The organism is Algoriella xinjiangensis, assembly GCF_900115015.1.
GTDB lineage: Bacteria > Bacteroidota > Bacteroidia > Flavobacteriales > Weeksellaceae > Empedobacter > Empedobacter xinjiangensis.
The window spans coordinates 51,008-65,745 of the sequence record NZ_FOUZ01000012.1; the positions used below are offsets into that span (position 1 = coordinate 51,008).

A 14,738-nucleotide genomic window follows, 5' to 3' on the forward strand; every position below is an offset into this window, starting at 1 on the left:
TTTAGACAAAGTCAAACATTATTGCAATTTCTATTTGTACCTTTTGCCATTAAATAAAATTTTATGTCGAAAGAAACGAAAGAAGGAATTTATAAAGGTATTATTGAGAAAGATGAAAATGGTAACTACTTCTGTGGACCATATTTATTAGATTATAAATTGACTGTGGCTAAATTTAAACTTGGTGATACAGTTCTTATTAATACTGTAATTAATAACCGAAGTGATATTAGTTTAACACAATATCCTAAAAAATCGATGAAATTTACATTAATTGTAGACGAAGTTATTGAAGAAGACAACGAAGAGAATAAAGTAGAAAATAAAGAGGAAGACACAATACAAGAATAAATATAAAGCACAAAAAAACGGATAAAATTTTATCCGTTTTTTTATATCTCTACTTATTAATAATTCAATTTTAAACCTAAACCAAATCCCATATCACTGTCATAATGCGAACGAATACTCATGTTACGATTCAAAATATAACTTAATTCGCCCATGTATTCTTTGTCGGTATTCCACATAAAACCAGCTCGTACACGTTTAGAAATCGGAATATCTTCGCGCATAAATTGTAAACGAACTTTACCTGTGTGATAAATTTCTGTCTGAAAATCAATCAACATTGGTAATTTGTAAATAAAACCAGTACTAAACAAACCTTTGTTGCGCTCAGTATTTTGTCCAAAAACATTTTTCTCGATACTATGATTTCCTTTCGTATTGTGTTGATTCCAATCAAAACCTACAAATACCTGAAAAAATTGATTTTTATCGATATATCTTCCTAAATGCGTTTCAACCTCGTAACCATCTTCTTTTGTGTAACCTAAACCCCATTCAGAAGTTAATTCCCAACGTGCATTTTGGAGTCTAAACATACCATCATTTCCGTTGGTTGCGAAATCATTCTCAATCATAAAATGTTTCATATTACTGTCCATTTGCAACATTTTATACGCGTGTTTTTTATCGTGAATTAATGGATTTTGATAATCTCCAACTTCAAAAACACGGTTCATACCAGCCATCATGTGATATAAAATATGACAATGAAAAAACCAATCACCTTCTGTATTTGCTTGAAATTCGATAACATCAGTTTCCATTGGCATAATGTCCAACACATTTTTTAGTGGCGAATATTCTCCATTTTTATTGATTACGCGAAAATCAAAACCATGTAAATGCATCGGATGACGCATCATCGAATTGTTGTATAACGTAATGCGAAGAATTTCACCTTTTTTAACTGGAATTTTATCAACCTCTGACAATACTTTATTGTCCATGCTCCACACATAACGGTTCATATTTCCTGTTAACTCAAAACGCAATTCTTTTACCGTTGCATCTTTTGGCAATTCGGTATTAAAAGGCGCTTTTAGCATCCCGTAATTTAAAGTAACAATATCCGAAGTTGAATTTTGATGAGAAGAATGATCCATTTCGTCCATCTTTTCCATCTTATTTTCTTCAGATTTAGATGACTTCTTTTTCTCTTTTTTAGTTGACTTTTTATTTTTTTCGCCTACAATTTCTGGATACATTACCGTATTCATATCCATTTGTTGCAAGCTCATTTGCATGCCCATATCATTCATAGAACCGTCCATTTTCATCATGTCGTTCATCATCTTCATTCCTTCAAAATAATTCAATTTTGGAAGCGGTTCAATCAATTGCTTTTTACCTTCGCCTATAAATACCGATGTAGAAGCCGTTCTGTCTTCCGAAGTTGCCTGAAACTCGTATGACAAACCATCTTTTGGAACTGTGACAATCACATCATAAGTTTCGGAAACACCAACTATCAATCTATCAACATCAATTGGCTCAACATCTTGACCATCATTTGCAATAACTGTTACTTTTCCGCCCGCATAACGCAACCAAAAATAAGTTGAATTAGAACCGTTAGAAATTCGTAAACGTACTTTCTCGCCTGGTTTAAATTGTTTTAATTGACTTTCATTTTTACCATTCAAAGTAAATTTTTCGTAGTACACATCACTCACATCCATTGCCAACATACGTTTCCATTCGTTGGTTAATTTTGTTTTAAAATGTCCTTCTCTAATTGCTTCTGCATAACTTTGAACTGATCCTTTTTTAATTCCAAACCAATCATTTGCATTTTGCAACATACGTTGCACGTTTTCTGGTTTCAAATCTGTCCAATCACTCAAAATAATAGGAACCATAGGCAAATCATCTATTCCTTTTCTAAATTTTGGATCATCTTTTTTCTTATGTAAAATCAACGAACCATACATTCCAATTTGCTCCTGATAACCAGAATGACTGTGGTACCAATGCGTCCCACTTTGTATAATTGGAAAAGTATACGTGTGCGTTGTGCCTGGTTTTATACCCATTTGCGTTAACATTGGTACGCCATCTTCCTTATTTGGCAACCACAAGCCATGCCAATGCAAAGACGTATCTTCTTTTAACTCATTGTGTACACGAATTACGGCTGTATCGCCTTCTGTAAACTCTAAAGTTGGCATCGGAATTTGACCATTTACCGCAATTGCACGTTTTTCTTTACCCGAATAATTAACAATTGTATCACGAATAAATAAATCATATTCGACACGTTTTTGCGCATATCCCGTAAACGTTAAGACGATAAATGTTAAACAAAAAAATCTTTTCATACTATTTTTCGTTTTAATTTATTTTAATTTAATTGACTGTATTTCTTATAATTATCTTCGTTCTCAAAATAATCTACATTTCCAACCTCATCTTTCAAAACAATATACGCGTTGGCTTTATCTATAATTTTACCCGTAAATGGATCTGTTGCTTGACGAGAAGTTTCATCATTTGGGATACGTTCTACACACATATTACAACATCCATAATACGTTTTTCCATCATAAGGAACTTCAAATTGATCCTTGCCCATGTATGCGTTATTCACCATACAAACCTGCTTATTAGGCACTTTATCACCTATTTTATAACTTGATGAAGTAGTTGCAACAGCCAACTCATTTTCATGATGAACTGTTTCTGTTACAACTTCTTTTTGTTCTGATTTCTCTTGGCAAGAAACAAATAACATTGCTGATAAAACTGCTACGCCTACTACTTTCACTTTAATCTTTTTCATGTCTATCTTACTTTTTCAGCATAACTTATCGAGGCAAATATTTTTTTTATCCCGAAAAAACGCTCTTTTCAACTTTATTATTTTAATATTTCTACAGTGCTACCACATGTTAACATTTTACTTCCGTAATATGGATTTTTGATATTCTCTTCTTTACTTAACCAATTAGAACCGCCGTTAAACATTGGACAATTTTGGTAATAAACTGTATAATCTAATTTTGCTACTTTTGATAATTTGTAAAGACTTTCAGAAACTTTAGAAAATAATTTTCGTTGTTTTTCAATGTCTTTTTCTGTTGAAATTGACGCTGAATTCGTTTCTAAATTATTCAATTCTTCCATCCAAACCATGTGTACATTATGTGATAATTTACCCATTTCTACTGCTTTTATACTTTTAGTAAAAGCCGCAATTTGGTTTTTAACTTCAGTTTCATTGGTTGCAACAAAAGCATCTTTTAATTTAAAATAATGTTCAAAAACATTGCTCAATTGATTTGATTCTTGCGAAGAATTTGTTTGCTGATGTGTCGAATGATTCATTCCCGAATGATCTGTCATCATTTGTTTGTCTCGTGGATATTGGCAATCTTTTTTCAGCTTTGTATACGCTTCATCCGGCGCAAAATATTCGGTATTATCAAAACCTGCTAACGCAATTTTCTTTAAAACTTCCGAAGCATTTGTTTTCGTTTTATCTACCGTAATTTCTACAGTTTGAGTAGTTGCATCATAAACAACCGAAGCTATTTTCTTTTGATTTCCTGCTTTTTCAATCAATTCTTTTGCATCAGAACAATTTCCTTTTACCGAAAATTGATGCGTTTCTGCATTTTTTATTTGTGCGGATAAACTCAACGCCAAAAAAGAAGTAATTGCGAATAAATTATATTTTTTCATCTGTTTAAAATTTAAATTTTATCAATTGATTTTCTCAAATTACGATTCAATTGTTTAAAAATTGTTGGTGTAAAACCTGTTACTTTTTTGAATTGTGCACTTAGATGCGCCACACTCGAATAGTTTAATTGATACGCAATTTCGCTCAACGATAACTCATCATAAACCATCAATTCTTTTACTTTTTCTATCTTTTGTTGAATAAAATATTTCTCGATTGTTTGCCCTTCCATCTCCGAAAAAAGATTCGAAATATATTTATAATCCAACTTTGTTTCTGCACTTAAATAATCCGAAAGATTTACTTTTAACTCGTTATTTTCTTGGTGAACTAACTGAATAATAAGCGTTTTTATTTGTTCTATTAATTTACTTCTCTTGTCATCAATCAACTCAAAACCTACTTCTTCTAATTCACTTTTTATAACCAATAATTGTTCTTCGTTAATTGGATTTTTAAGTTCAACTTCGCCCAAATCAATTTGAGTTGCTTCGATATTATTCATTTTTAAAATTCGACCAACCATAATTTTGCAACGGTGACAAACCATGTTTTTGATGAATAATTTATCTATTTTTTCCATATTTTTTGAATGAGTGAATGTAAGTTACGAATTTAATATTCGGATGCTTTCTATTGGTTACAAATTTCTGAAATGTCTCCAAAAATTGGTTATACAATTAGTAAATTGTTTGTTATAATTTACAGATTTGAGAAGTAAATCGGTCTTTTTAATTATAAATTATGAATGATGAATTATTACAAGACTCTGCTATCATTCTAAATGAAATAAAGAATTTGTGATTTTTAGATTCCTCGACAAGCTCGGAATGACAAATAATCTTCGGATGACAAATCATATTAAATGCTTGTCAAGCTGAATTTAGTTCAGTTTCTCGTCAAAAATCTAAATATTGATGATGTGGTTCTGAAACGAGTTCAGAATGACTAAAACCTTAAAATATTTATGAATGATAAATAATGAATATTATAAAAATCTACTGTCATTCTGAATGGAATGAAGAATCTATTATTTTTAGATTCCTCGGCTAGCTCGGAATGACAATTAATCTCGGGATGACAACTCATATTAAATGCTTCTTGTCAAGCTGAATTTAGTTCAGCTTCTCATCAAAATTTACATATTGATGATGTGATTCTGAAAAGAATTCAGAATGACAGAACGATAAAACAAGATCTCATTTTATCAAATCATTAAATATATATTACTGATTACAAGTTTAATAGACAAAACACTACCTTTATTATTCACTCAATAAAACCTCAACAAAATGAAAAAAATTCCATTTTATTTACTTTTAGGTAGTTCTATTATTCTATCTTCTTGTTCTAAAAAAGAAAAAAATAACGAAGAAATATCTGAAGTTATTCTACAAAAAAATGATACAATTTCTGCGAAAGACACTGCAAAAACGATTCAACTATTTGATATAAATACGATTACTGTTTCTACATTTGAATTAGGTGAATTTCCTTATTTGGAGTTACCTAAAAATATTCAATATCAAAATAAACCGATAAATAGAGATTACGATGATTTGTATTTTCCAATTGGAAAAAATGGTGATTTTGAGAAATTATCTGGTAAAGTTTTTAAAACTTATGTCGTAAAAAGTGATGATGCAACAACAGATTGGTCTTTTCCGTATTTTCTAAAAACTTATGATGATGCAATAAAAAAATTAGGAGGCGTTATGCTTTTGGATAAAAAATTAACGGATCAACAAACCAATTATTTAAAAAATAATGCAAGGTATTTGGGCGAAGAAGGCTCGTTGGATTATTGGAATGATCCTGTCCAAGTTTATGTGATTAGAAGAACAGATGGTGATGATATTTATATACAACTTTCTGGAAATAGCGCTGGTGGCTCAATACAAATTCTACAAAAAGAAATAACAAAGTAAAAATTATAACTCTGCTGTCATTCTGAATGAAATGAAGAATTTGTTATTTTTAGATTCCTCGGCAAGCTCGGAATGACAATTAATCTCGGAATGACAAATCATATTAATTACTGCTTGTCAAGCTGAATTTAGTTAAGCTTCTCATCAGAACTTTACATATTAATGGTGTGATTCTGAAACGAATTCAGAATGACTAAATCTTAAAAAATAAATGATTAATTTTATGGTTAAACATCCTTATCATGGTTACAAATACTATTCTTTTACCTGAAGAACAAACTGAACTTCTTGAAATTTTGAAAAGTCGATTTCATAAAAATATGAAGCGTCATCAAGAATTGGATTGGAAAGTGATTGAAGAAAAATTAATACTATTTCCTTCAAAAATCTGGTCAATCAACGAAATGGAAAAAACGGGAGGCGAACCTGATGTTATTTATTTTGATGAAAACACAAACCAAATTTGGTTTGTAGATTGTGCTGCGGAAAGTCCGAAAGATAGAAGAAGTTTGGCGTATGATTATGATGGACAAACATCGCGCAAAGAACATCAACCAAAAAATAATGCACTAGATGTTGCTGTACAAATGCAGATTGATTTGTTAACCGAAGCTGAATATCGTTTGTTGCAAAGTGTTGGGAATTTTGATCAAAAAACGTCGAGTTGGTTAAAAACACCTCAACCTATAAGAGATTTAGGCGGTGCTATATTTGGCGATTATCGTTATGGTACTGTTTTTATTTATCACAATGGTGCGCAATCGTATTATGCGGCGCGTGGTTTTAGAGGAATCATAAAAGTGTAATTCTAAATTACATCTACTACACTAATTTAGTTTTTTGAGCATAAAAAAAGAAGCGGTTATAGAACCGCTTCTCTTCAATTAATTAACATGAATTATGAACTTAAGACTATTTCTTAATCAACTTTTGGACATTTGTTTTTCCGTTTTCGTCAAGAGAACGTAATAAATAAACACCTGCTGGTAAATTACCTAAGTTTATATTTACTTTTTTATCGTTAACAGTTTTAGAATTTACTTTTAAACCTGCCATATTGAAAACTTCAATTTGAGTAAGATTAGTTAGAGATACTACTGTTATTTCGTTTGTAAATGGGTTAGGATAAACTGATAATTTTGTTACTTTTTGTATATCATCCACTCCTAAATCTGAACAATCTGTATGTAATTTATAAACAGCTTCACTATTTAAATAAGGAACATACGCAATACCAAATAAATCTATTTTATAACCTGATCCCACAACTGCACTTGCATTCGCAACACCATTAACAGCGTAATAAGATGAATTTAGTTTAAGCCAATATTTTATAGACTTTGTACCATCTAAAGTTAATGGCTCATCAAATTGTACTTTCACTAGGAATTTTCTAAAAATTAACATTGTACCATCTCCACCATCCATTAGATATTGATTTAATAATTTACGCTCAGTTACCTTATTTGCTATCTTATCTAAGATAACTTCTTTTGGTTCATCTTTATCAGGATCATTTGTAAACAATGAAAACTCAATAATCTGATCATCTGTTTCTTTTCCAACATTATGAACTGTTATCATTTCTAAATCTATACCATTTACTTTAAGAATTTTGTCTTGATTTACTAATAAATCAATTGCTCCTTTTAAACCATCAAAAGTTGTTGGAAATACTTCAAGCTTACTAGGTAATTGCCCATCGTTTGCATCTTCAGCTATTACTTCTTGTGTACACATATCTTGTGTACATGTAGCTATTAACTCATAAACAGCTTCGTGATCAGCAGAAAGTTCCCATTTATTATTTGTTGTATTTTTATATGCAATTTCATTACTTGTCACATAATTAGTATTAGTTTCTATTGCAGTTGCATCTGTTACTACTTTTAACCATTTACGTAGATTTTTATTTCCTTCTATTATAACTGGTTTATCAAAACTAAATTCATATGTGAAAGCTTTTACCGAATTAACTGTACCTATCTCTGTTTTAGTAACAATTTTTCCTGTTACCTTTGATAATAAAGCACCTGGAATTCCACTTGCATCATCATATTCTTCAAAGCTTAAGTTAGAAGTATCTCCAATTAAATTAACTTTGATTCCTGTTATTATTGATTTTTTACCTGGAAAAGAAACTATATCAAATGCTACTTCTTGTTTGTTACTACCATTAATAGGAACATTTAACTTTAACTTAGAAGTAGGTACTCCCGAACCACAAGGATTTAATAAAGGATTTACTGCAGTTTCTACACTCAGTTTCTGCGTAAAAAGTGTTGTATCAGACGAACAAGTGTCCTCATTAGTGTGTGTATACCATCTTAAGATTCCTGTATAGGTAGCTGTCCACGTGATTTCTAAATTATTACTTGCTAAGGTTGTTTTTCCTGTATCATCTGTTAAAGTAGTAAAAAGTGAAGGGATACTATTTTTAAATGTATATTTATTTCCTTCGTATACCATAATCTCAGAATAAGCACCTGTTTTGGCTTTATCTGTAACTACTTGGTCAAAAACTGTTTTCTTTGGAATAAATGGACTAGCTGTATTTACTCCATTTACACTTGTATTACACCCTTTTGGAGAAATAATATTTACGGAATAATCTTCTACTTGTCCATACGAATTACCAAGTAAGCATCCGTTTTTAGCATATACGATTGGTTTGAAAGTCGTTTGTCTTTTCATAACACGCATTCTTGTTTTTCCAAGTGTTGCATTTCCAGGTATAGTAAAACTAGCTGTTAAAACTTTATTATCAACTCCAGTAGAGTTTTCGATATAACCTAACTCAATTCTCTCATTTTCTCCTTCAGTATCATTATTATCAACTCGTCCAAAAATACCATCTTGATCAAAGTCAATATACAATGTATAACTTGCTACATAATTACCTGCAGTATTACCTTTCAACTTAATTTCGTAGGTACGATATGTTCCTAAATTTGTAGAAAACGCTGTAAAATCTTCATATCCTGATGTAGTAGTTGCTGAACTTTCATTGTTAATTGTACCTAAAGAAACTAACGTTATTGCTTCTGGGTCTTGTACAACAGGTATACAATAATCTATTACTGTTCCTTTATTCTGAAATTGATCAAAAGGAGTATTCAATCTATTATTTTCTAACACATCCATTCTAAATGGAAATGTATTCGCCAATGATAGAGAAGCTGTTCCTAATAACAGCATACTTAATATATATTTTTTCATGAGATTTGCGGTTTTTAGTTTTTAATTACTTTTTTAGTTACAACACCATCTTTTGTGTATAACTTTAAAATATAGATGCCTTTAGAAAGGTTTGAAGTATCTACACTGCCTTTTGATTGATTCATTTTGATGGCTTGTGTTGAAATAACACGACCTGTCATATCAATTAATTCAGCTTTAGAAATACCTTCTTTAGACATTATATATACCACATCTTTTGCAGGATTTGGATAGATTGATGTCTCTGTTGAAGCTAAATCATCAGTACCTAATTCTTCGCAGCTTGGTGGTAAATCAAATGCTTGTTTTCCATCAGTTCTAATTGCTGGATCACCTTGATTAGCTGTATATCCTAAACCTCTTTTTGCAAACGCCTCCCAAATCATACATTGATTAGCTCCTCTATTCATCACGACATCAGCTTGTAAAATAGCATCACGACCATCAACAAATCCAGGGTTTGCTTTTTGCATTTTAATTCCTTCTAATACTAAATCTAATGCCATGTTATTACCACCTGTATTTGATTTGAAATCTGGATTAAATCCATATTTATCTACAAATTTCCAATGCATCTCCCATAACATTGTTGCCCACACATATCCCGTAGCATGTGGTTGGCTTCCTGGTCCTATTACTTTTAAATAATCGTATGTATCTGGATTAACAGACATATCTGTTGTATAAGGTAATCGACGTAATCCGCCTCCACCAAAAGCATAAGATCCCATATTAATTTGGTCTTTACCTATCTGATTTGGTTGTTGTGTTAAATTAATTGCAACATAATCACTCCAACCTTCACCCATTCCTTCTTCTCCACCTATACTTCCACCAGATAATCTACCAGAAACTGCGTGAGTATACTCGTGTAAAATAACCTCGCTATCAAAACTACTGTCACGTTTAGTTAACTTAAAATCTGCTGAAGGTATTGTTCCACTTACTGCAGTACCTGTACCTAATGTTTGACGTAATTTATCTGAAATTTCTAAATTAACTCCAACTATAGGATAATTAATATCAATATTAGGGTTTCCAACTCCAAAACCAACTAAACTACTTGAAGAGTTATTTAGAATTAAAATTCCTGAAGGATTATATTTTTTAATTTCTGATATTTTTATCTCAAAACTACATGTCCCACGATTTACTACCGCAATATTTCCTTTTAATTTATCACCATTAATAATTGGCTCACAACCATCATTACTATCTGTTCCTATATTATCATTAATTAAAACAAAATTACCAGATACTGCAGGAGATACACCATATTTAAAGCCTGAATTATTTCCTACACCTCCTTGATAATCTCCTTTTAAAACACCATCCTTAATTTGTAAAACTCCTGCTGCCGTTGGTGTTTCAAATGTAAAAAACACTGTTGTTGGATTTGGAGACAATGAAGAACTATATACCATAAATGCATTGTTAACAGTTCTTGTTTTTCCTAAACCACCAGTTGTTAAACCTACAGTATGAGCACCTTCTCCTACGTTTGCTTGAAAACTACCAGATTTAGGATTAAACCCATGGTAGTATAAAATATCATGAATTGAATTGATTGAGTAAAACATCTGCGTAGTTGCAGCCTCTGTATAGTCTAACGGATTATAATTAGTTGATTTACCTGGATTAGGAAAATCAAATAAAAGTTCTTCTCCACCATATGCTTCTTGGCTCATATAAACTTCCGCTAGGCTTGCCAAAAGTCCACCAGAATCAAGAATCAAATCAGAAACAACACCATCAATATCGTAACTAACATGTGCATTATTACCAATTGTATGATACTTAGAAAGTTCTGGATTATTAAGCCCACCAACTGGCAATAACTTATGCCAACCTTCTTTAGACGCTATAGGATCGCTTGCATTACTTATTAATACAAAATCGTGTTTTAATGGGCTTTCAAAATTTGCAGGTATCACACGGTAAGTACCGGTATTTGCATCAACTTTTTTAGTTGTAAATTCCTCTTTTATCCAATTATAATCTTTTTCGTTATTATGATATACATTATTCACTGAAAAATTATGATCGAATGTACAGCTGTTTATTATTGAATTTTTACTTAATAATTCTCCTGTATTTGCATCAATCACTAATTCATATAATGGTAGATTTAAGGTAGGTTCATCATTAGCCTCTTTTATTGATGCTAAAACTAACCAACCTAATTTTAATCCATCTGCTGTATTATAATAAGTTAAAATCTTTGGATTATCATTCGAAAAAATAAGTTGATTATCCTTATTTGTTTTACTTATTAATTGCTCTTTAGAAGAATTCTTCGCATCATTAAAAACTACAAATTCTTTTCCTATACTAGCAGCAAATTTTTGTACTGCATTTTCTGCCAATAATTTTGGAGAAACAGTTAAATTATTATTTGTATTTACCGAAACAAAATTGTTATTAAAGTTTAAAACTTTTTTGTCTTTAATTTGAAATGTCCCAAACGTATGATAAACTGGAATACCATTAACTGTTTGTTCTATTTTAACATAATCACCAACTTCGTTACCAATAACATTTTCAGTAACAACATTGTATGTAATTTGAGTTTTTAACTCACCCTTACTTTGAGCTTGGTTTAAATAATCATCCACAATTTGTGTAGAACTCTGCGCAAACATGGTTCCAGATGTCATACTTAAGAGGATTAATAGAAAGTAATTTTTTCTCATTTTTTTGGAGTTTTATTGAATAAGATTAAATGAAGCGAGATGTTTTCTTAACATTTACTTTCAATAAAATTAACATAAAAATCAAACGAAAATCATTATCAAACCCTCCTAACTATGCCTATAGTCATTTTGTAGACTAATGGTTGTTTATTTAAATAACTATACTAATGATATTCAAAAAGATACAAAATGGCGAATATTTATTGTAGACTAATTGTAGACACTTACTAAGTGTCTACATTATCCATAAATAAGAAAAATAATCTATTTAATTAAAAAAACCTAAGCAAAAGCTTAGGTTTATAAAGTCTATTTTGAGTTTTTAAGATTATTCTACGTTTAGAATTTGGTATTTCTTATCACCATCTGCAGTTGGCCAATTAATAATATCTCCTGTTTTGTAACCAACCGTTGCTAAACCTTCGTCCATTAAAATAGAATGTCTCTTCTTTTTTGGTTTGGCTTCATCTGGTCCTACAAAATTATATTCCATTTCTTGGTTGGTAGATAAATCCTTAATCGTTACTTTTTTACCAATTGTTACTATTTCGTTTGGTAAATCTTTGCGCAAAACTTGTTTTGCATTTTTTAATTCTGCTAATAAAACTTCCTCTTGAGTTTGAGTTACTTTTTTTCTTCTTAAATGATCTTTTACTAAATCGTAAACGCCTGTTGTCAATAAAATATTTGTTGTCATAATGATAAATTCTTAGTCCATTCTTTAAAAAAGTTTAGCGCAGACCCAAACATAAAAATAGGTGAAATTAAATCACACGTATTTTAATGTAAAACTTGTTTCAAAAAATTTGAACGATTAATAAATATAAAAGTAAATGGAGGTTCCCTGTTTTGGATCGTAACAGGGATTAGTTTATAAACTCTTTAGAGCCTCGTAAGAAAGTATCATCATGTAAATAAGCCAACGACAACTGTAAGCTTGATAAACTAAAGGCTAATATGATATATAATTTTGTTGTCATTAATCTTATATGATGTTAAAATCAAATTTACAACAATGTTTTAGATAAAACAATCTTTAACAGTCAAATAAAGGTTTTTCAACCATTCGCTGATATTTTTCATTGTTCTACGTGCAAAGACTTTCTACTTTTACAAAAAATATAAACTGAAAAATTTTTTATTCATAGTAACCGTTGTAATTATAAGCTGCAGACCACTTTTTGCAGTGATAGATTATGCCGTAAATTATGAAAAAATTGTAACCGAACTTTGTATCAATCGCAATCGTCCAGAACTTACATGTAATGGAATTTGTTATTTAAAAGACGAAATTGCGAAAAGTGCAAAAGACCAACAATCAAAAGATAAATTACCTACCGCTTTTAAAAGCTTAGATTTATTTGTAGAAACCACTGTTTTAGAAGTTCCTTCAACCAATTTTTCTAAAAACAAGAATCAAATAAAAGATACTTTTTTAGATTATTCTTCTCTATTTTATTTACAAAAAACAATTCAGCCGCCAATTAAAGCTACATATTTTAGTTAATTTTTTAATTTATGTATCATTTATGCTTAACCTTTTGTGCTGAAAATAATTTACACGAAATGTTATAACGCACCTATTTTTACGTTAATTTTTTTACTTGCTTTTCGCGCATTAATTCCTTTTACAATCTATTTTACTTTTCAGGAAAAGATTAAGGAAACGCTGTGTATTAATCTCGATAAACCTGAGATAATGTGCAACGGAAAATGCTTTTTGGCAAAGCAATTAAATCAAGTAGATGATCTTCAACATTCATCAAATATTCAAAAAAACATTCAGTTTAGTGATGTTTTTATTTCGGATGAGATTGATTTTTCTACACTCGAACAATGTAAATTTATTGCGAAAAAACAGTTCACTTTTTGGAGAAATAATTACTTTTTTCAGTGGAAAATTTCACTGTTAAAACCACCTATTGTTTAATTTTTAGACTAAAATAATTGTTTGAATAAACTAAAAATTTATTCGAACAAGCTCATTATGCTTAAAAATTAAACAATTAATAAAATGAAAAATTTAAATAAAATATACACTTCTACACTTCTAATAATCCTTACAATTTTTATGTCATGTTCTACAAACGATGACGATTTTTCTACAATTGATGCAGATAAAACAGGAAATATTCAACTAAAATTTGAGAATGGTTTCGAAAATCTTGGTGGAATTGTGCTTAATAAAACCACACAAACTTCTGCAAATGGTCAGAAATATAATTTTACGACGCTTAAATATATCATTAGTAACATCACACTAATTGATGAAACGGGGAACGAATATGTTTACCATAAAAATGATGCAGACAAAGGCGCATTTATCATCGATCAAGAGAAAGCAGTTGCAAATATAATTTATGTAGACTTAAAAGATATTCCTCAAAATAAGTATACAAAAGTAAAATTTGGTTTAGGAATTCATCAAAATGCGTATTTATTGGGTTATGACGGACAAGCTCAATTTTGGGATAAAGCAAAAGAAAATGGCATGACGTGGTCGTGGGCTGCTGGTTATGTTTTTGTAAAACTAGAAGGTTTATACGGAACAACTGAAGCTACAAAACCGTATAAAAACCATACCGGAAATATGGGAAATGTTGTTGCAAATAATACGGCAGATTTATACCGAGAAATCACTCTAAATCTACCAACTACAGCGCGTGTAACATCAAAAATAAAACCTGCAATTCATATTATGGCAGATTTAAATCAATTTTTGAGTGGCGAAAAAAACTTGACTTTAAATACAAGTACCGAAAACGCAATGGGTTCTTCACAACATCTTATAAATCTAACAGATAATCTAACAAAAATGTTTAGAGTAGATCACGTTCATAACAACGAATCGAACTAAATCTCATC

General features: G+C 30.4%; 12 protein-coding genes. 5 read left to right on the plus strand and 7 right to left on the minus strand.

From position 1 onward, the window contains the following. Positions 1 to 63 precede the first annotated feature (63 nt). Positions 64 to 351 (plus strand): hypothetical protein, encoded by a 288-nt coding sequence (locus tag BM072_RS11970; RefSeq protein WP_245752164.1) that lies wholly within the window; start codon positions 64 to 66, stop codon positions 349 to 351. Positions 352 to 407: 56 nt separating this feature from the next. Here BM072_RS11970 and BM072_RS11975 read toward each other — a convergent pair whose 3' ends face one another. The 4 genes from BM072_RS11975 to BM072_RS11990 all read right to left on the minus strand — a co-directional run bounded on the left by BM072_RS11975 (position 408) and on the right by BM072_RS11990 (position 4,616). Next, on the minus strand, positions 408 to 2,669 hold the full coding sequence (locus BM072_RS11975) for a multicopper oxidase domain-containing protein (RefSeq protein ID WP_092908913.1): 2,262 nt from the start codon (positions 2,667 to 2,669) through the stop codon (positions 408 to 410). Positions 2,670 to 2,692: 23 nt separating this feature from the next. Continuing rightward, positions 2,693 to 3,130, minus strand: coding sequence for a hypothetical protein (locus tag BM072_RS11980; protein ID WP_092908914.1), 438 nt, complete (start codon positions 3,128 to 3,130; stop codon positions 2,693 to 2,695). 77 nt (positions 3,131 to 3,207) lie between these two features. Continuing rightward, entirely contained in the window at positions 3,208 to 4,032 is an 825-nt protein-coding gene (locus BM072_RS11985) for a DUF3347 domain-containing protein (RefSeq protein ID WP_092908915.1), read from the minus strand. An 11-nt stretch (positions 4,033 to 4,043) separates the two neighbouring features. Further along, complete coding sequence (locus tag BM072_RS11990) at positions 4,044 to 4,616, minus strand: helix-turn-helix domain-containing protein (RefSeq protein ID WP_092908916.1); 573 nt, start codon at positions 4,614 to 4,616, stop codon at positions 4,044 to 4,046. Positions 4,617 to 5,325: 709 nt separating this feature from the next. Here BM072_RS11990 and BM072_RS11995 point away from each other — a divergent pair. Together BM072_RS11995 and BM072_RS12000 are read left to right on the plus strand one after the other, a co-directional pair. Beyond that, positions 5,326 to 5,961 carry a hypothetical protein gene (locus BM072_RS11995; protein WP_092908917.1) on the plus strand — a complete coding sequence of 212 codons (636 nt, stop codon included), beginning with the start codon at positions 5,326 to 5,328 and terminating at the stop codon, positions 5,959 to 5,961. Between the two features lie 242 nt (positions 5,962 to 6,203). Next, the gene (locus tag BM072_RS12000) at positions 6,204 to 6,767 is read left to right on the plus strand and encodes a DUF4256 domain-containing protein (RefSeq protein ID WP_092908918.1); all 564 of its coding nucleotides are present in this window, start codon (positions 6,204 to 6,206) and stop codon (positions 6,765 to 6,767) included. Positions 6,768 to 6,873: 106 nt separating this feature from the next. Here BM072_RS12000 and BM072_RS12005 read toward each other — a convergent pair whose 3' ends face one another. The 3 genes from BM072_RS12005 to BM072_RS12015 form a co-directional block, all read right to left on the minus strand. Further along, a complete protein-coding gene (locus BM072_RS12005; RefSeq protein WP_092908919.1) occupies positions 6,874 to 9,180 on the minus strand; it encodes a GEVED domain-containing protein in 2,307 nt (768 codons plus the stop codon). Positions 9,181 to 9,194: 14 nt separating this feature from the next. Further along, on the minus strand, positions 9,195 to 11,873 hold the full coding sequence (locus BM072_RS12010) for a M36 family metallopeptidase (protein WP_092908920.1): 2,679 nt from the start codon (positions 11,871 to 11,873) through the stop codon (positions 9,195 to 9,197). 328 nt (positions 11,874 to 12,201) lie between these two features. Further along, on the minus strand, positions 12,202 to 12,570 hold the full coding sequence (locus BM072_RS12015) for a GreA/GreB family elongation factor (RefSeq protein WP_092908921.1): 369 nt from the start codon (positions 12,568 to 12,570) through the stop codon (positions 12,202 to 12,204). A gap of 489 nt (positions 12,571 to 13,059) precedes the next feature. On the opposite strand from BM072_RS12015, the gene BM072_RS12020 reads away from it, so the two are divergent. Then, positions 13,060 to 13,380, plus strand: a complete 321-nt coding sequence (locus BM072_RS12020; RefSeq protein ID WP_092908922.1) for a hypothetical protein — start codon at positions 13,060 to 13,062, stop codon at positions 13,378 to 13,380. A 507-nt stretch (positions 13,381 to 13,887) separates the two neighbouring features. Then, entirely contained in the window at positions 13,888 to 14,730 is an 843-nt protein-coding gene (locus BM072_RS12030) for an MbnP family protein (RefSeq protein ID WP_092908924.1), read from the plus strand. Positions 14,731 to 14,738 lie beyond the last annotated feature (8 nt).

Bases quoted from the DNA above. Each gene is read 5' to 3' on its own strand.
- BM072_RS12000 (WP_092908918.1), top strand. From the start codon at position 6,204: ATGGTTACAAATACTATTCTTTTACCTGAAGAACAAACTGAACTTCTT.
- BM072_RS11990 (WP_092908916.1), bottom strand. From the start codon at position 4,616: ATGGAAAAAATAGATAAATTATTCATCAAAAACATGGTTTGTCACCGT.
- BM072_RS11970 (WP_245752164.1), top strand. From the start codon at position 64: ATGTCGAAAGAAACGAAAGAAGGAATTTATAAAGGTATTATTGAGAAA.
- BM072_RS12005 (WP_092908919.1), bottom strand. From the start codon at position 9,180: ATGAAAAAATATATATTAAGTATGCTGTTATTAGGAACAGCTTCTCTA.
- BM072_RS11985 (WP_092908915.1), bottom strand. From the start codon at position 4,032: ATGAAAAAATATAATTTATTCGCAATTACTTCTTTTTTGGCGTTGAGT.
- BM072_RS12030 (WP_092908924.1), top strand. From the start codon at position 13,888: ATGAAAAATTTAAATAAAATATACACTTCTACACTTCTAATAATCCTT.
- BM072_RS11980 (WP_092908914.1), bottom strand. From the start codon at position 3,130: ATGAAAAAGATTAAAGTGAAAGTAGTAGGCGTAGCAGTTTTATCAGCA.
- BM072_RS12010 (WP_092908920.1), bottom strand. From the start codon at position 11,873: ATGAGAAAAAATTACTTTCTATTAATCCTCTTAAGTATGACATCTGGA.
- BM072_RS11995 (WP_092908917.1), top strand. From the start codon at position 5,326: ATGAAAAAAATTCCATTTTATTTACTTTTAGGTAGTTCTATTATTCTA.
- BM072_RS12015 (WP_092908921.1), bottom strand. From the start codon at position 12,570: ATGACAACAAATATTTTATTGACAACAGGCGTTTACGATTTAGTAAAA.
- BM072_RS11975 (WP_092908913.1), bottom strand. From the start codon at position 2,669: ATGAAAAGATTTTTTTGTTTAACATTTATCGTCTTAACGTTTACGGGA.